Here is a 17,022-nt window from a genome sequence, read left to right on the forward strand (position 1 = left end):
CGAGCGGGCCTGGTCCGGTCCTGCGCATGGCCGCTCGTGTCGAGGAGAACACCGCGTGAGTTACGACTTCGCGCCGCTGGTGAACAACACGTTTCCGGCGGTCAGTGAGCGTTTTACAGCCATCAATCCGGCGACGGGCGAGACCATCGGTTCGGTGCCGGAATGCGCCGGGCTGGTCGATGAAGCCGTGCGCGGGGCGCTGGCCGCCCAGCGCGAATGGGCCAAGGTGCCGCTGTTCCAGCGGGTGGGTCTGGTCGGCAAGCTGGCGGCGGTGCTGGAACAGCACGGCGAGGAGCTGGCGCAGCTGGACGTGCTCGATACCGGCAGTCCCATCCACGTCATGCGTGCCGACATCCGGGCCTCGGTCGGTATGCTGCGCCACCAGATGGGCCTGGCGCCGCAGGTTTTTGGCCGCTCCGGGGACCGCTTCACCGGCGACAACATCCATTTCACCCTGCCGCAGCCGTTCGGCGTGGTGGCGCGGTTCTGCGCCTTCAACCACCCGCTGATGTTCAGCATCATGCGCATCGCGGCGCCGCTATTGATGGGCAACTCGCTGATCATCAAGCCCTCCGAGCACACGAGTCTGTCGACGCTGCGCATCGCCGAGATTCTGGCCCCGCACATCCCGCCGGGCCTGATCCAGATTCTCACGGGAGGCGTCCCGGTGGGCGAAGCCATCGTCGGTCACAAGGACATCAAGCGCATCACGCTGACCGGCGGCAAGGCGGCGGCGCTGGCCTTCTACCGCATCGCCGCCGAATCAGGGCACCTGAAGGATTTCACCTTCGAGCTGGGCGGCAAGAATCCGATGGTCATCTACCCGGACGCGGATGCCGAGAAGGCCTTCACGTCGGCCGTGCATGGCATGAACTTCTATCAGACGGCGGGCCAGAGCTGCGGCTCGACCAGCCGCATCTTCATCCATCGCTCGCTCTACGAGCAGGCCAAGGCGGCCATCAAGGCTGCCTGCGAGGCCATCCGCATCGGTGATCCGCAGGACCCGGATACGCTGATGGCGGGCCTGTCGACGCAGCAGCAGTTCGACAAGACCCTGCGTTACATCGAGCTTTCAAAGCGCGAGGGCCTGCCGCTGCTGACCGGTGGTGCGCGCCTGACCACGCCGCCGTTCGACAAGGGCTTCTATGTGCCGCCGACGGTGTTCTTTGACGTCACCCGCGAGCACACGCTGTTTCGGGAGGAAGTGTTCGGCCCGGTGCTGGCGCTGATCCCCTGGGACGACGAGCAGCAGATGCTGGCCGACATCAACGCCGTGGAATACGGCCTCACCGCCAGCGTGTGGACGTCGAGCCTGGACACGGCGATGGAGTTCGCGCGGCGGGTCGAGGCGGGCACCGTCTGGATCAATGGCTCGTCCAAGCACTTCCCGGGTTTCGGCTTTGCCGGCCAGAAGGACTCCGGCCTGGGCCAGGAAGAAACCCTCGAAGAGCTGGTGTCGTTCACGCAGCTGAAAGCCGTGCATTACTTCGGCGCCGAGGGGCGCAAAAACGTGGAGATTCGCCTGATATGAAAGCCAGTGCCCTGGTGCTTGCCGCCTACAAGGAACCGCTCGAAGTCCGTCAGTTCGACGTGCCGGAGCCTGAGCCCGGCGCGATCGTGGTCAGGATCGACCGCGCGACGATCTGTGGCACCGACCATCACGTGCACATGGGGCTGCTGCAGCCGGTGTCGAAAACGCCCGCCATCCTCGGTCACGAGATGGTCGGCGTGATCGAAAAACTCGGTGCCGGTCGGGATACCGACGTGGCCGGCGCGCCGCTGGCCAAGGGCGACCGGGTGATCTGGGCCTATGCCTATTGCGGCAAGTGCTACTACTGCGTGGTGGCCCACCAGCCGACGCTGTGCACCAATTTCACGCCCTATGGCTATGCCGACTGCAGCAAGCCGCCGCATCTGCTGGGCGGCTTCGCGCAGTACGCCTACATCCTGCCGGCCTGCCACGTGGTCAAGGTGCCGGACGAGGTGCCCAGCCACTGGGCTTCGTCCGCCAGCTGCGCGCTGCGCACCATCATGCACGCCACGGCGCGCGCCGGCGGCATCCGGCCGGCCGAGACGGTGTTGGTTCAGGGCAGCGGGCCGGTGGGTCTGTACGGCGTGGCGGCAGCGCGCGCCTTCGGTGCCCGGCGGGTGATCTGCTTCGGCGCCCCGGACGGGCGGCTGGACGTGGCCACGGCGTTCGGCGCCGACGCCGTGTGCAACATCGAGAAGACCGACGCCAAGCAGCGCGCGGAGCTGGTGCGCAGCTTCACTGACGGCCGCGGCGCGGATCTGGTGTTCGAATGCTCAGGCTCGCACCACGCACTCGAAGAAGCCATCGGCATCACCCGCATGGGCGGGCGCATCGTCGTGATCGGCGCCGGTGACCCGCAGCCGGCGCAGATTCCCGGCATGGCCTTCGTGATGAAGCAGATCAGCGTGCACGGTATCCGCTCGGCCGGCATCGAGTACTACCGCGAGGCACTGGCCTTCCTGGCTGCCCAAAAGGACAACTTCCCGTTCGAGCGGCTGTTTGGCGAAACCTACAGCCTGGCCGAGATCCCGAAGGCCATGGAACGCATGCACCGGCTGGAGGAGATCAAGCCGGTGGTGGACCCGTTCAAGAACTAGACAAAGAAGGGGAGGGGTAATCCAGCGGCAGCTACCCAGGCGCAGGGTAGCTGCCGCTTTTTTTGGTCGGCCTTATTTGGCGGCCTTCAGTTCCTTCGCCACCAGCTGGTCGAGGGCCGTGAACATGCCCGCTTCGCTGCCGGCACTGGTGCCGTCGATGCGGTACTTGCCGTTGACGATGAAGGTCGGCACGCCTTCCAGGCCGTAGGCACGGGTCATCTGATTGGCGCGGCCGAGCTTGCCGTCCACGTCGAAGGAGTTGAAGGCTTCCCTGAATTTCTCGCGCGGCACGCCCTGGCCAGCGAAGAACTCGGTCAGGCTGGCCTCGTCGTTCAGGTTCTTGCGGTCGCGATGGATGGCCTCGAACAGCGCCTTGTGCACGTCCTCGCCGAGCTTCAGTTGCTGCATGGCGTAGTAGGCGCGACCGAGCACCGCCCAGCGCTGGTTGAAGATGGCCGGCACGCGGATGAATTCGACAGCTGCCGGTTGTTTCTTGCGCCAGGCGGCGACATGCGGTTCGGCGTCGTAGCAATGCGGGCAGCCGTACCAGAAGAACTCGATCACCTCGACCTTGGCCGGGTCGCGCGTGGGCTGCGGCTGGGCCAGTTCCACCCAGGGTTCGGCCTGGGCGGCGAGCGTGGTCAGCAGCAGGGCAAACAGGCCGGTGAGCAGCGGCAGGCGCATGGGCGTCCTCCTGGAGCGTGGCTTCAGTGCAGGCCGGAGACGTATTGCGACACGGCGTCGATTTCCGCCTTGCTCATGCGTGCGGCGATGTCGCGCATGATGTTGTTGATGTCGGTGCTGCGCTCGCCGCTGGCGTACAGGCCAAGCTGCTTGGTGATGTACTCCGGGTGCTGACCGCCGAGTGCCGGCCAGCCGGCCGGATCATTGCCCGTGCCGTCCGGACCGTGACAGGCCATGCAGGCGGGCACGCCGGTCTTGGCGTTGCCGGCCCGGTACACTTGGGCGCCAGCGGCAACGACGTCTTCCGGAACGCTGCCCAGTTTGATGGTCTGGCTGGCATAGAAGGCGGCCAGGTCTTCGATGTCCTGGTCGCTCAGATTGGCCGCCATCGGCGACATGACCGGATCCTTGCGCTGGCCATCACGCAGCGCTTTCAACTGCGTGGTCATGTAACCGGCGTGCTGGCCAGCGATGTTCGGGTACATGCCGACCGGGCTGTTGCCGTCGGTGCTGTGGCAGGCCTGGCAGGGGGCTGATTTTTGCTGGCCAGCAGTGGCATCGCCCGCTGCCTGTACGCCGCCCGCCACTGTCAGGGCGGCAGCCACCACGATCCACTTGCAGCCTCGCATCCGCAGACTCCCGGTTGAGTATTGGTTGGGTATTGGGGTTGGGTTCGCTGCGCTGCATTCGGGGCAGCGCAAACGGCGCGGTATTCTAGCAGCACTCACTGGCCGGTCCTGCCGGATCGGGTCGGCCACGGCCGGTTCTGCCAGGGCCCGTCCCTTCAACGTCACCTGCTGTACCTTTCCGATGACCGATCCGGTTCCCAATCCCCTGCAAGGGGCGCGCTTCTGGCGCGCCGCCACGGCGCTCGACCATCTGCCCCCGGACGAGGGCGCGGAGGTGGCCTTTGCCGGTCGCTCCAACGCCGGTAAGTCGAGTGGTCTGAACACCCTGACCGGCCAGCGCGCGCTGGCGCGGGTCAGCAAGACGCCGGGGCGCACGCAGGAGCTGCTGTTCTTTCAACTGGACGATTACCGTCGTCTGGTGGACTTGCCCGGCTACGGTTATGCCGCCACCTCGGCGGCCCGGCGGCGCGACTGGGGCGAGGTGATCCCGGCCTACTTCGCGAGCCGGCGCAGCCTGCGCGGGCTGCTGCTGTTCATGGATGTACGCCGCCCGCTGCAGGTGGGCGATCGGCAGCTGATTCTGGCCGCGGCCGAGTTTGGCTTGCCGGTGCAGCCGGCGGTGACCAAATCGGACAAGCTCGGCCGCGGCGCGCTGCAAACTGCGTTGCGCGCCTTGCACAAAGAGCTGTCGGTGTTCGAGGCGGTGTTGCCGCCGCTGCCGCTGTCGAACCTGAGCGGGGAGGGCGCGCCGGCGATTCGCGAGCAGGTGCGGGCCTGGCTGGATGCGGATGCCGACTAAAGCGCCTTCAGGCGTTCCAGCACGGCGGCGGCATGGTCCTTGACCTTCACCTTGCGCCAGGCCTCGCGCAGCACGCCGTCGGCATCGATCAGGAAGGTGCTGCGCTCGATGCCCAGCACGGTCTTGCCGTACATGTTCTTCTCGCGGATGACATCGTAGGCGTGGCAGGCGGTTTCCTGCGCATCCGACAGCAGGTCGAAGCTGAATCCCTGCCGGGCGCGAAACTTCTCGTGGCTGGCCACGCTGTCGCGGCTGACGCCCAGGATGACCGCCCCCAGCGCCGCAAATTCGTCGGACAGCTGCTGAAAGTCTTGCCCCTCCTGGGTGCAGCCGGGCGTGCTGTCCTTGGGATAGAAGTAGAGCACCACGGCCTGGCCGCGCAGGTCGGCCAGGCTGATGGTCCGGTTGCCGGTGGCCGGCAGGCTGAAGTCGGGCGCCGGGGCGCCGATGATCGGTTCTGGCATGGTTCGATTCCGGGCAGGTTGCGTGCGGCGGGCCGGGGCTTGGCTTGTCAGTCAGTGGACCGGGTCAGTACCATACCGGCCTTTTCCAGCCGGACTTTTGCATGATCCACGGCAGCGTTGTCGCCCTGGTCACCCCGATGACTGCGTCCGGGGCGATAGATTACGCGGCCCTGGCAAGGCTGGTCGAATTCCACCTCGCATCCGGCACGCACGGCATCGTGGCGGTCGGTACCACCGGCGAGTCACCCACCCTCGACATGGACGAGCACATCGGCGTGATCGCCGAAGTGGTGCGCCGTGTCGATGGCCGCATTCCGGTCATCGGCGGCACCGGTGCCAACTCCACCGCCGAGGCCATCGAGCTGACGCGGGCCGCATCGGACGCCGGTGTCGATGCCTGCCTGCTGGTGACGCCGTACTACAACAAGCCCAGCCAGGAAGGCCTGTACCGGCACTTTCGCGCCGTCGCCGAGGCGGCGCCGATCCCGCAGATTCTGTACAACGTGCCCGGACGCACGGCCTGTGATCTGCAGACCGACACTGTGCTGCGCCTGGCCGAGATCCCGAACATCGTCGGCCTGAAGGATGCCACCGGTAGTTTGGAGCGCGGCGCCGAGCTGCTGGCGCGGTGCCCGGCCGATTTTTGGCTGTTCAGCGGCGAGGACGCCATCGCCGCCGAGCTCATGCTGCGCGGCTATCGGGGCGTGATTTCGGTCACTGCCAATGTGGCGCCCAGGGCCATGGTGGCAATGAGCGAGGCGGCGCTGGCCGGGAATCGCGAACTGGCGCTGGCGCTCGACGCGCCGCTGCAGGCGCTGCATCGCGATCTGTTCGTCGAGGCCAACCCGATTCCGGTGAAATGGGCGCTGGCCGAGCTGGAGCTGATCGAGCCTGGCATTCGTCTGCCGCTGACACCCTTGTCTGCGGCCTGTCACGACACCGTGCGCGCGGCTTTGCGCCAGGCGTCCCTACTGTGATCCTGCGAGGCATCATGCAGTTTTTCGTGCTCCGGCCGCGTGCCCTGGTTCTGGCCATGACCCTGCCGCTGCTGGGTGGCTGCGGTGCACTGTCGGGGCTGCTCGGCCACGATCCGCAGGAACAGCAATACAAGCAGGCTGAAACGTTGCCGCCGCTGGAAGTGCCGCCGGATCTGACCGGCGCGGCCAGCTCCTCGGCCCTGGTCGTGCCGGGCATCGACGATGGCAGCGCGGCCGGGGGGGCGGCGATGCGGATGCGTCGGCGTCCGGCGCTTCGCCGCCGCCGGAACAGCTGGCCGGCGATGGCGCGAAGGCCGATCCGGCCGGACCGCGTATCGAGAAGGGCAGCGAGGGCGCGCCGCGGCTGGTGGTGCCGGAGGATTTCGCCCGCGCCTGGCGCAGCGTCGGCAAGGCGCTCGAAGCCGCCGAAATGAAGGTGGACGACCGCGACCGCTCGCGCGGCCTGTATTTCGTCGACTACAAGCACCGCAAGCCGCGCGGCCGCATCGCCCGCACGCTGATGTTCTGGGGGGACGACGAGAGCACGCAGAAAGAGCGTTTCCTGGTGCTGCTGCAGTCCGCCGGCGAGCAGACCAACGTGCTGGTGTTCGACGAGAAGGAAAAGCTGGTCACGGCGCCGGTCGCCGAGGACATCCTGCGCAAGATTCAGCAGAACCTGGACTGACCACCGCGGCATGCGCTTCGCCTCGCTGGGCAGCGGCAGTCGCGGCAACGCCACCCTGGTGCAGGCCGGCAGCACCACGCTGCTGATCGACTGCGGCTTTGGCCTGGCCGACACGCGCCGCCGTCTCGGGCGACTGGGCCTGGAGCTGTCCGACCTGACCGCCATCCTGCTCACGCACGAACACGGCGATCACGTGGCTGGCGTCGGACCGGTGGCGCGCGCCGGCGGCATGCCGGTGTGGGCCACGCCCGGCACGCTGGCCGCGCTGGCGCCGCAGGTCGGCGAGCTGCCGCAGGTGCGCACGATCAACTGCCACGCGCCCTGGGAAATCGGCGACTTGTCCATCACGCCGTTTCCGGTGCCCCACGACGGGCGCGAGAGCTGCCAGTACCTGCTGTCGGACGGTGCGCGGCGTTTTGCGGCGGTCACCGACCTTGGCCATACCACCGCTCACATGGCGGCGCTGCTGGGTGGCTGCGAGGGGCTGCTGTTCGAGTGCAATCACGACCGCGATCTGCTGCTCGGTGGCCCGTATCCGCCATCGCTGAAACGGCGTGTGGATGGCGATCTTGGGCATCTGAGCAACGATGCGGCGGCGGCCTTCATCGGCGGCCTGGATTGTCGGCGCCTGCAGCACTTCGTGGCGGCGCATCTGAGCGAGCAAAATAACCGCCCGGAACTGGCCCAGGCCGCCATGGCCGGTGCGCTGGGCTGCGGCGCGGACTGGATCGCCGTCGCCGACCAGGACCTGGGCATCGACTGGTGCGAGCTGGCCTGAACCGTTTTTGGACCATCAACCCGGAATCCGACCATGAGCTACCCGCACGGCGCCGAGCTGTACCGAGGCAAGGCCAAGACCGTCTATGCCACCGACGACGCGGATCTGCTGCTGATGCACTACCGCGACGACACCTCGGCCTTCGACGGCGAGAAAAAGGCCGCCCTGGCGCGCAAGGGCATGGTCAACAACCACATCAATGCCTTCGTGATGACACGCCTGGCGCAGGCCGGCGTGCCCACGCATTTCGTGCGCATCGTCGGCCCGCAGGAGAGTCTGGTGCGGCGCCTGGACATGGTGCCGGTGGAATGCGTGGTGCGTAACGTGGCCGCCGGAAGTCTGGTGCGGCGCCTGGGCGTGACCGAGGGTCTGGAACTGGACCCGCCGCTGTTCGAGCTGTTCCTGAAAAACGATGCCCTGCACGACCCGATGGTCAACGACGATCACGTGCTGGCCTTCGGCTGGGCCAGCGCCGCGGAACTCAGGCGCATGCGTGAGCTGAGCATGGCCGTCAACGGCGTGCTCAAGCCCCTGTTCGCCGACGCCGGCATCACCCTGGTCGACTACAAGCTCGAATTCGGCCGCTATCGGGGCGAGCTGCTGCTGGGGGACGAATTCACCCCCGACGGCTGCCGCCTGTGGGACGCCGGCAGCGGCGAGCGCCTCGACAAGGACCGCTTCCGGCGCGACCTGGGCGGCGTGGTGGAAGCTTACGAGGAAGTTGCCCGGCGTCTGGGCGTCGACCTGCAGGCGCAGGGCTGAGCCGGTGGCCGAGCCGCTGTTCCTGGTCGGTGGGCCGGCGCTGAGCGAATTTCGTCTGGCCCGGCTGGTGCAAAACCTGCAGGCGGTGCTGCCGGACCTGCGCGACCTGCAGGCCGAGGCCGTTTACCTGGCCCAAGTGATGCCGGGCACCGATCCGGCGCCCCTGGCCGCGCTGGTGCAGGGCACGCCCGCGCCGCTCGCGCTGGCGCCCGGCGAAGTGCTGGCCCTGCCACGCCCCGGCACGCAGACGCCCTGGTCCAGCAAGGCCACCGACATCGCCGCCGTGTGCAGCCTGGCCGGCGTGCGGCGCATCGAGCACGGCGTGCGCTATCGGCTGACCCTGGCCGGCGCACCGCCGACGCAGGCGCAGCTCGCCGCCGCCGCGCCTTTGCTGCACGACCGCATGACCGAGGTCCTGACCGCCGACAGCGGACTGGCCCGGCGCCTGTTCGAGGCCGCGCCTGCGGCGCAGTTGGCGATCGTGGACGTACTCGGCGGCGGCCGGGCGGCGCTGGAACGGGCCAACCGGGAGCAGGGTCTGGCGCTGTCCGCGGACGAGCTCGATTACCTCGAACGCTGGTTCGCGCGCCTGCGCCGCAACCCGACCGACGTCGAGCTGATGATGTTCGCGCAGGTCAACTCCGAGCACTGCCGGCACAAGATTTTCAACGCCGAATGGCTCATCGACGGCGTGGCGCAGGAACTGTCCCTGTTCGACATGATTCGCCACACCCACCGCAGGAGCCCGCAGGGCACGCTGGTGGCCTACCGCGACAACGCGGCGGTGATCGAAGGCCATTCGGCGCGCCTGCTGGTGGTGGACGCGGACAGCCGCGAATACCGGCAGTTGGCCACCAGCGCGCACATCCTGACCAAGGTGGAGACGCACAACCACCCGACCGCGATCGCGCCGTTCCCGGGCGCCGCCACCGGCGCCGGCGGCGAGATTCGCGACGAGGCCGCCACCGGCCGCGGTGCCTTCAGCAAGGCGGGTCTGGTCGGCTTCATGGTGTCGAACCTGAACCTGCCTGGCCTGCCGCAGCCCTGGGAGCAGCCTTACGGCAAGCCGGACCGCATCGTGAGCGCCCTGGATATCATGCTCGACGGCCCGATCGGCGCGGCGGCCTTCAACAACGAGTTCGGCCGGCCGAATCTGGCGGGCTTTTTCCGCACCTACGAGCAGGCCGTCGGCGGGCGGGTGCGCGGCTATCACAAGCCGATCATGCTGGCCGGCGGCATGGGCAACATCATCCCGCAGCAAGTGCACAAGCACGAGCCGCCGGTCGGGGGCTGGTCGTGCAGCTGGGCGGGCCGGGCATGCGCATCGGCATCGGCGGCGGGGCGGCCTCGTCGCTGGGCGTGGGCGACAACGCGGCGGAACTGGACTTCAACTCCGTGCAGCGCGGCAATCCGGAAATGCAGCGCCGCGCCCAGGAAGTGATCGACCGCTGCTGGCAGCTGGGCGCGGACAACCCCATCCTGAGCATCCACGACGTCGGTGCCGGTGGCCTGTCGAACGCCGTCCCGGAAATCGTCGATGCCGCCGGGCGCGGCGGCGTGTTCGACCTGCGCGCGGTGCCCAGCGCCGACCCCAGCCTGTCGCCGCTGGAGCTGTGGTGCAACGAGGCGCAGGAGCGCTACGTGCTGGTCATCGGCGCCGCCGACCGGGCGCGCTTTGCCGCCATCTGCGCCCGCGAGCGCTGCCCGTTCGCGGTGCTGGGCGAGGTCGGCGGCGACGGTCTGCTGCGCCTGCATGACCCCGCCGACGGCGCCACGGCGGTCGACGTGGAACTCAGCTCCCTGCTCGGTCAGGGCGCGGCGGCGCCGGCCGCGCCGCAGGCCAGCGGGCACGATCGCCTGCCGCGCCTGCGGCGGGACGTGCACTCGCTGCCGCCCAGCCCGGCGCCTTTCGACCTGGACGAGGTGGATATCGCCGAAGCCGCGCGGCGCGTGCTGCAACTGCCGGCGGTGGCCGACAAGCGGTTTCTGATCACCATCGGCGATCGTAGCGTCGGCGGGCGGGTGTGCCGCGACCAGCTGGTCGGGCCGTGGCAGGTGGCGGTGGCCGATGTGGCCGTGACTGCGAGCGATTTCTACGGCCATACCGGCGAGGCGATGGCGCTTGGCGAGCGCACGCCGGTGGCGCTGCTGGATTCGGCTGCCGCGGCGCGCCTGGCGGTGGCCGAGGCCATCACCAACATCGCCGCCGCCGACGTGGCGCAGCTGTCCGCCATCAAGCTGTCCGCCAACTGGATGGCCGCCACCGGCGAACCCGGCGAGGACGCCGCCCTGTACGCCGCCGTGCGCGCGGTCGGCATGGAGCTGTGCCCGGCGCTGGGCATCGCCATCCCGGTCGGCAAGGACTCGCTGTCAATGAAGACCACCTGGCGCGACGCGGACGGCACCGACAAGGCCGTCGTATCGCCGGTGTCGCTGGTGGTCACGGCGTTTGCGCCGGTGGGTGACGTGCGCCGCACGCTGACGCCGCAGCTGCATCTGGACGCCGGTGACAGCCGCCTGCTGCTGCTGGACCTTGGCGCCGGTCGCGGCCGGCTGGGTGGCAGCGCGCTGGCGCAGGTGCTGGGTGCCACCGGCAGCACGCCGCCGGATCTGGACCATCCCGAACTGCTGGCCGGGTTGTTCCGCTTCGTGCGCGAGGCGGCGGCACGCGGCCTGCTGCTGGCCTACCACGACCGCTCCGACGGCGGCCTGCTGGCGACGCTGTGCGAGATGGCCTTCGCCGGCCACTGCGGGCTGGATGTCGATCTGTCCGGCGCCGGCAGTCACCCGCTGCGGGCGCTGTTCAACGAGGAACCCGGCGTCGTGGTGCAGGTGCGCGCCGCCGACCTGGCGCAGGTGCAGGACCTGCTGACGGCTTGCGGCATCCGCGACCTGGCGATGGATCTGGGCGCGCCGCGTCCTGACGGCGACATCACGTTCCGCTTCGGCGGGCAGACCGTGCTGCGCGCGCCGCGGGTCGAGCTGCATCGGCTGTGGTCGGCCACCTCGCACGCCATCGCCTGCCTGCGCGACGATCCGGCGTGCGCGGACGAGGAATACGACGGTTTGCTCGATGCCGACGATCCGGGTCTGAGTGCCCAGGTGCCGTTTGCCCTCACGCCGCCGCGCGCCGCCGGCGCGAAGCCGCGCGTCGCCATCCTGCGCGAGCAGGGCGTCAACGGCCAGCTCGAAATGGCGGCGGCTTTTGAACGGGCCGGCTTTGCGCCGGTCGACGTGCACATGAGCGACATCCTGGCCGGCCGGGCCACGCTGGATGAATTCCGCGTGCTGGCCGCCTGCGGCGGTTTTTCCTACGGCGATGTGCTGGGTGCCGGGCGCGGCTGGGCGCAGGCGATTCTGGGCAATCCGGTCGCCCGCGGGCAGTTCCAGGCCTTCTTCGCCCGGCCTGACACGCTCACGCTGGGCGTCTGCAACGGCTGTCAGATGCTGTCCCAGCTCGATGGGCTGATCCCCGGCACCGAGCACTGGCCGCACTTCGCGCGCAACCGCTCGCAGCAGTTCGAGGCGCGTCTGGCGCTGGTCGAGGTGCTGGACAGTCCGAGCGTGTGGCTGCGCGGCATGGCCGGTGCGCGGCTGCCGATCGTGGTGGCGCACGGGGAAGGGCAGGCCGTGTTCGGCGCGGGCACCCCCGCACCGGCGGCGCTGCGCTACGTCGACGGCCGTGGCCGGGTGGCGGCACGCTATCCGGACAATCCGAACGGCTCACCGGGTGGCGCGACCGGTTTCAGCTCCGCCGACGGCCGGGTGACGATCATGATGCCGCACCCGGAACGGCTGTTTCGCACCGTGCAGCATTCCTGGCACCCGGCCGGCTGGGGCGAGGACGGCCCGTGGCTGCAGCTGTTCAGCAACGCCTACGCGTGGGTGGCGCAGGGCTGAGGGCGTGTCGATGGCGCACGGCCGGCGGCAACGGGGCGTTGCGTTGAACTGACCGGCGGCCTTGTCCGGCTGCCTGGCCTGCGCATCCGGCGCAGGCCAGGCAGCCGCGTCAGTTGCCTGGCCAGGCGCGCAGTTTCTGGTACAGCGCGTCCTTGAGCGCGAGACGCTCCTTCTTGCGCTGTTCGAGGTAGCTGTCCGCGGTGTTCTCGATCCCGGCTTCGATGCGATGCACTTCGCGGTCGATGTCGTGGTACTGCGCGAACAGGGTCGCGAAATGCGGGTCGCCGACCTTCAGGGCATGAATGGCGTCGTTGAACTCGGGAAATTCGTGGTGCAGGTCGTGCTTGTCGAGACTCATGGGGGTTCCTTGTGGAGACTGGCTGGCAGCCGGGTGCCCGGCTGCCGATGACACGATAGGCGCAGACGCGGGCGGCGGCATTGATTGCCGGCAACCCGATGCCTTACGGCTTGCTGCTTGATGGTCACGAACCGTGGCTTTCAGCCGGGCTCCGACAGCCCGGCTCGCAGCCCCGGGCCGACTCACAGGCCCATGATCGCCCGATAGCCCTTCCAGAAGCCGCGCATGCCGACCTCGGTCAGCGTGCTGTCGATGTCGGCAATGTCGCGCCCGCCCATCTCGACGATGGAGCAGGCGTCGCCGTCGCGCACGATGGCGTTCTGCACCAGCTCGCACACGTCGCCGTCCTCCATCGAGATCAGCCCGGCCGGGCCGATCAGGTTGATCTGCTTGATGCGCATGGCGCGCTGTTCGGGCGTGTCGTCGACGTAGCCGAAGTAGGTCCAGATCAGCTCGAACTGCTGCGGGCCGTGGGTGACGATCTGGCGCGTGGCGAGCGTGTTGGCAATCTGCTGCGCCACCAGGTTCGGGAAGATCACGTGGATGCACAGCGTGTCGCCGTCGGCGTACTCCGGCCAGCCCTTGAGCACGCTGGGGTCGGCCAGACTGTAATTTTCCTGGTACGAGCGCCCGCCTTCCTGCTTGTAGCTGTCGAGGCGCCCTTCGTCGGTGCCGGATCGGGCGTGGATGCAGTTGTGCATGCCCTCGTAGCCGCCCATCTCGGTGCCGCAGATCTGCGAGGCCCGGTACAGGCCGAAGGTGGCGTGGAACAGGTGCAGCAGGCTGGCGTGGTAGGGATCGTGCGTGTTGTCGGCGTACAGCTTCCAGTTGCTGTGCACGAACTGGCGGTGGTAGCCGAGCACCTCGACCGGCCGGTTGAACATGCGCCGGTGGTAATCGGCCATGCGCGGGCCGAAGTAGTCCTCGACGCTGGGCATGTCGGCGGCGAAGCTGGCGAAGATGCAGTCGCCAAAGACCTCGACATTGAGCTTTTGCAGGCCGTGCTGCTTCATGTCGAAATCGGCCGGATAGCCGCCCTTGCCGCCCAGGCCCTTCCTGAACGGCACGCCGATCAGGTCGCCCTTGGCGTCGTAGGCCCATTGGTGGTAGACGCAGGTCAGGGTGCCTGCATTGCCGCGCAGGTCCCGGCACACCAGCGCGCCGCGGTGCGCGCAGCGGTTGACCAGCACATGGAACTGGCCGTCGCGGTCGCGGCTGACGATGACCGGCGTGTCGCCGACATGGGTGGTCTTGTAGTCGCCGGCGCGGGGCAGTTCGGCGGTCAGGGCGACGAAGTTCCAGGTCCGGCCGCGAAAGATGCGCTCCTGTTCCAGGGCGTAGATGGCCGGGTCCTGATACACCCGGTACGGCACGCGGGTGAAGCCTTCTGCAGGCCAGACAAGATCGGTAACGGGCAAGGTGCTTGGAGCGTTCATGGTGTTTCTCCGGCGGGCTGATGTGTTGAACGGATTATGACTGCAGGACGGCGGGCCGCAAATCGACATCGGGCTGTCACCGCTCCGTCAACAAGTCACATTAACGTCACATGCTTTTTTGCCATCGCACAGGTATTGCAGCGTGTCTCCTCCAACACTCGAAGACGTCAACCGATTCCGTGACGAGTTGGAGGCGGTCATCGACGGGCGCCGGCTCAGCATGCTGTTCCAGCCGATTGCGTCATTACGCGGCCGGGCCGTGGTGGGTTACGAGGCGCTGGTGCGCGGCCCTGCCGACAGCATGATGCACAACCCGCTGGTGCTGTTCGGCGCCGCCCAGCATTGCAACCGCGTGGTGGAGCTCGACCTGCTGTGCCGCGAGCTGGCGGCGCAGCGCTTCGCGGCCCTGAACCTGCCCGGGCTGCTGTTCATGAACATCGTGCCGGCCCTGATGCTGGATCCGGACTATCGGCCGCAGCGCGCAATCGACGGCATTGTCGCCAGTGGTCTGCCGGTGCACCGGGTGGTGCTGGAACTGAGCGAGCGTTACCCGCTGGAAGACTACAGCGGCGTGCGACGGGCGCTGGCCGAATACCGCGAGGCCGGCCTGGCGATTGCCATCGATGATCTGGGCGCCGGTTATGCCAGCCTGCGCCTGTGGTCCGAGTTGCAGCCCGGTTACGTCAAGATCGACCAGCATTTCGTGCGCGGCCTGGATGCGGATCCGGTCAAGCGCGAGTTCGTGCGCTCGATGGGCGAAATCGCCCGCGGGGTCGGTGCACAGGTGGTGGCAGAGGGGGTGGAGACGGCCGCCGAGCTGCTCGCACTGGCCGATCTTGGGATCGAAATGGCGCAGGGTTATCACCTTGGCCGGCCCGTGCCGGAGCCGCCGCTGGCCCTGCCGGTGGGCCTGTTCGAGCGCGACCTGCCGCTGCTGCGCGACGCCTGGCGCTGGCAGCGCGGGCAATCGGTGGGTGAACTGGCGCGGCCGAATCCGACCGTCACGCCAACCACCAGCATGGACGCGGTCAGCGCCCTGCTGGCAAAGCGGCCGGATGTCCACGCCCTGCCGGTGGTGGCGGACGGCAGGCCGCTGGGTCTGGTGCGACGCGGGCCGTTCACGGACCTGTACCTGTCGCGTTACGGACGCGACCTGCACGGCAGAAAGCCGATTGCCTGGTTCATGGACACCGAACCGCTGAGCGTGGAGCACGACCTGCAACTGGCCGACGTCAGTCGGCTGCTGACCGATGCCTCGACCAGCCAGGTCGAGCATGAGTTCATCGTCACCCGCGACCGGCAGTACCTGGGCATGGCAAGGGTCATCGACCTGCTGCGGCGCATTACCGACCTGCAGGTGCGAAACGCCCGTCATGCCAACCCGCTGACGCTGCTGCCGGGCAACGTGCCGATCTACGAGTGCATCGATGACCTGCTGCGTCGACGCCTGCAATTCGCGGTGGCGTATTGCGACCTGGACCACTTCAAGCCCTTCAATGACGTCTACGGCTACAGCCGCGGCGATGAGGTAATCAAGAAGCTGGCCGAACTGGCGGTTGCCCAGACCGATGGCGAGTGCGACCTGGTTGGCCACATTGGGGGCGATGACTTCATGCTGGTGATGGTGAGCGCGGACTGGCGGGAGCGTTGCGAGCGTTTGCTGGCGGCCTTCAACGCCGCGGCGGCGGATTTTTATAGCGCCGAGGATCGCGCCGCGGGCGGCATCTGGACCGAAGACCGGCAGGGCCAGCGGCGGTTTTTTTCGCTGCTTGGTCTGTCCATCGGCGTGGTGCTGCCGGACCTGGATCGCTGTCATTCGCATCATGACGTGGCGGCCCTGGCGACGGAGGCCAAACACCAGGCCAAGCTGCGCCGCGGCGAAGCCGGCGGCGGCGCGCTGTACATCGACCGGCGACGCGGACCGGCGGTGGGTGCTCCGGCCGCCTGAGGCCGGTCAAGCGTCAGACCGGCGGCCTGGCGAAGCGGAAATTCATGGTGCGGTCGTTGTAGTACAGCCCCGACAGCTGCACCACCAGGGTCAGGATGTCGGTCTTGCCGTCGTTGAAGTGGCCGTGCCACAGGTTCGGCGGCGTCAGGGACACCTGGCCAGGGCGCCAGTCGACGCGCAGCGGGTCGACGATGGCGCCGTCTTGCAGCGTCTCGCCCAGCAGCGAGTAGCTGGCGTCGTTGGACTCGATGACGTAGGTGATGGCGGCCGAGGCATGGCCGTGCACGGTGTTGGCGGCGCCGGGAGCCAGACGATTCAGGTGCGCGAACAGGTTCGGCGTGGCGAGCTTTTCCGCCTTCAGACCCTGATGGGCCAGGAACACGCCCGATGCGGTGATGCCTTCGGCCGCCGTGTCGGCGAGCTTTTGCGCCAGGAGCGCCGCCGGCCAGTGGGTGAACACGATGCGCTCGGTCGGCTGCACCTGCCAGCCCATGTAGCGCGTCAGCGGACTGTCGTCGACATAGTAGAAGCGCAGACCGTTCGAGCCGGCCTGGGCGCCAGCCCCGACGCTGCCGGGCACGGCCAGGATGTCACCGGCGCCGACGGTGACGGTCTCGGCGCCGACCGTGAACGTGCCGCTGCCTTCCAGAATCAGCACGATGACCCCGCCGGCCGCTTCGCCGACCGGCGTGGCGCCCTGCGCGCGCAGCGCGTGGGTGCCGGCCAGCAGGGCCGGCAGGGTGGCCGGGTAGGGCAGGCCAAGCTGGGCACTGAAATCGAGCGGACCGTCCTGCGGCGCCATCGCCGCCGCCGGCAGGACCTTCTCGATCGGGGTGGGCAGCGCGGCGCCCATGAAGTCGCGCTCGGACAGATACAGCGCGCGCGCCGCGGCGGGCGTGGCGGCCGGCACCGGGCCGGCGTTGCGGTAGGCGATGGCGTGGCTCATGGCAGGCTCCTCTGGCGGTCGGTTTTAT

General features: G+C 68.4%; 15 protein-coding genes and 1 pseudogene. 10 read left to right on the forward strand and 6 right to left on the reverse strand.

Features of this window, described 5'->3' with window-relative positions; all coding sequences use genetic code 11:
- Window positions 1-55: 55 nt before the first annotated feature.
- Both PG2T_RS14450 and PG2T_RS14455 read left to right on the forward strand, forming a co-directional pair.
- The gene (locus PG2T_RS14450) at window positions 56-1,531 is read left to right on the forward strand and encodes an aldehyde dehydrogenase family protein (RefSeq protein WP_068807062.1); all 1,476 of its coding nucleotides are present in this window, start codon (window positions 56-58) and stop codon (window positions 1,529-1,531) included.
- Entirely contained in the window at window positions 1,528-2,628 is a 1,101-nt protein-coding gene (locus PG2T_RS14455) for a zinc-binding dehydrogenase (protein ID WP_068807065.1), read from the forward strand. Before PG2T_RS14450 ends, PG2T_RS14455 begins: the two co-directional genes overlap by 4 nt.
- 72 nt (window positions 2,629-2,700) lie before the next feature.
- Here the strand turns inward: PG2T_RS14455 and PG2T_RS14460 are convergent, their stop codons facing one another.
- On the reverse strand, window positions 2,701-3,312 hold the full coding sequence (locus tag PG2T_RS14460) for a thiol:disulfide interchange protein DsbA/DsbL (protein WP_068807068.1): 612 nt from the start codon (window positions 3,310-3,312) through the stop codon (window positions 2,701-2,703).
- A gap of 23 nt (window positions 3,313-3,335) precedes the next feature.
- The gene (locus PG2T_RS14465) at window positions 3,336-3,941 is read right to left on the reverse strand and encodes a c-type cytochrome (RefSeq protein ID WP_068807071.1); all 606 of its coding nucleotides are present in this window, start codon (window positions 3,939-3,941) and stop codon (window positions 3,336-3,338) included.
- A 181-nt stretch (window positions 3,942-4,122) separates the two neighbouring features.
- Here PG2T_RS14465 and yihA point away from each other — a divergent pair, with 181 nt between their 5' ends.
- Window positions 4,123-4,740, forward strand: coding sequence for a ribosome biogenesis GTP-binding protein YihA/YsxC (gene yihA / locus PG2T_RS14470; protein ID WP_068807075.1), 618 nt, complete (start codon window positions 4,123-4,125; stop codon window positions 4,738-4,740).
- Here the strand turns inward: yihA and PG2T_RS14475 are convergent.
- Entirely contained in the window at window positions 4,737-5,204 is a 468-nt protein-coding gene (locus tag PG2T_RS14475) for a peroxiredoxin (protein WP_068807079.1), read from the reverse strand. The two genes, yihA and PG2T_RS14475, sit on opposite strands and share 4 nt — an antisense overlap.
- Before the next feature lie 101 nt (window positions 5,205-5,305).
- Here PG2T_RS14475 and dapA point away from each other — a divergent pair, with 101 nt between their 5' ends.
- The 6 genes and pseudogenes from dapA (at window position 5,306) to purL (ending at window position 12,306) form a co-directional block, all read left to right on the forward strand.
- On the forward strand, window positions 5,306-6,181 hold the full coding sequence (gene dapA, locus PG2T_RS14480) for a 4-hydroxy-tetrahydrodipicolinate synthase (protein ID WP_068807081.1): 876 nt from the start codon (window positions 5,306-5,308) through the stop codon (window positions 6,179-6,181).
- A gap of 14 nt (window positions 6,182-6,195) precedes the next feature.
- Window positions 6,196-6,615 (forward strand): hypothetical protein, encoded by a 420-nt coding sequence (locus PG2T_RS16300; RefSeq protein WP_158513215.1) that lies wholly within the window; start codon window positions 6,196-6,198, stop codon window positions 6,613-6,615.
- Complete coding sequence (gene bamC, locus PG2T_RS14485; protein WP_158513216.1) at window positions 6,552-6,866, forward strand: outer membrane protein assembly factor BamC; 315 nt, start codon at window positions 6,552-6,554, stop codon at window positions 6,864-6,866. The genes PG2T_RS16300 and bamC overlap by 64 nt, the downstream gene beginning before the upstream one ends.
- A 10-nt stretch (window positions 6,867-6,876) precedes the next feature.
- Entirely contained in the window at window positions 6,877-7,644 is a 768-nt protein-coding gene (locus PG2T_RS14490; RefSeq protein ID WP_068807087.1) for an MBL fold metallo-hydrolase, read from the forward strand.
- Window positions 7,645-7,677: 33 nt separating this feature from the next.
- Entirely contained in the window at window positions 7,678-8,406 is a 729-nt protein-coding gene (purC, locus tag PG2T_RS14495) for a phosphoribosylaminoimidazolesuccinocarboxamide synthase (protein WP_068807090.1), read from the forward strand.
- A gap of 4 nt (window positions 8,407-8,410) precedes the next feature.
- Window positions 8,411-12,306, forward strand: a pseudogene (purL, locus tag PG2T_RS16755) (phosphoribosylformylglycinamidine synthase).
- 109 nt (window positions 12,307-12,415) lie between these two features.
- Here the strand turns inward: purL and PG2T_RS14505 are convergent.
- Window positions 12,416-12,664 carry a YdcH family protein gene (locus tag PG2T_RS14505; RefSeq protein ID WP_068807093.1) on the reverse strand — a complete coding sequence of 83 codons (249 nt, stop codon included), beginning with the start codon at window positions 12,662-12,664 and terminating at the stop codon, window positions 12,416-12,418.
- 182 nt (window positions 12,665-12,846) lie between these two features.
- Window positions 12,847-14,100 carry a Rieske 2Fe-2S domain-containing protein gene (locus PG2T_RS14510; RefSeq protein WP_068807096.1) on the reverse strand — a complete coding sequence of 418 codons (1,254 nt, stop codon included), beginning with the start codon at window positions 14,098-14,100 and terminating at the stop codon, window positions 12,847-12,849.
- 142 nt (window positions 14,101-14,242) lie between these two features.
- Between PG2T_RS14510 and PG2T_RS14515 the strand changes: the two genes are divergently transcribed.
- Window positions 14,243-16,048: a GGDEF domain-containing protein gene (locus PG2T_RS14515; protein ID WP_068807099.1), complete on the forward strand. Its 1,806-nt coding sequence runs from the start codon at window positions 14,243-14,245 to the stop codon at window positions 16,046-16,048.
- Between the two features lie 13 nt (window positions 16,049-16,061).
- Here the strand turns inward: PG2T_RS14515 and PG2T_RS14520 are convergent, their stop codons facing one another.
- Window positions 16,062-16,994 carry a cupin domain-containing protein gene (locus PG2T_RS14520; protein ID WP_068807102.1) on the reverse strand — a complete coding sequence of 311 codons (933 nt, stop codon included), beginning with the start codon at window positions 16,992-16,994 and terminating at the stop codon, window positions 16,062-16,064.
- Between the last annotated feature and the right edge of the window lie 28 nt (window positions 16,995-17,022).

The organism is Immundisolibacter cernigliae, assembly GCF_001697225.1.
Taxonomy (GTDB): domain Bacteria; phylum Pseudomonadota; class Gammaproteobacteria; order Immundisolibacterales; family Immundisolibacteraceae; genus Immundisolibacter; species Immundisolibacter cernigliae.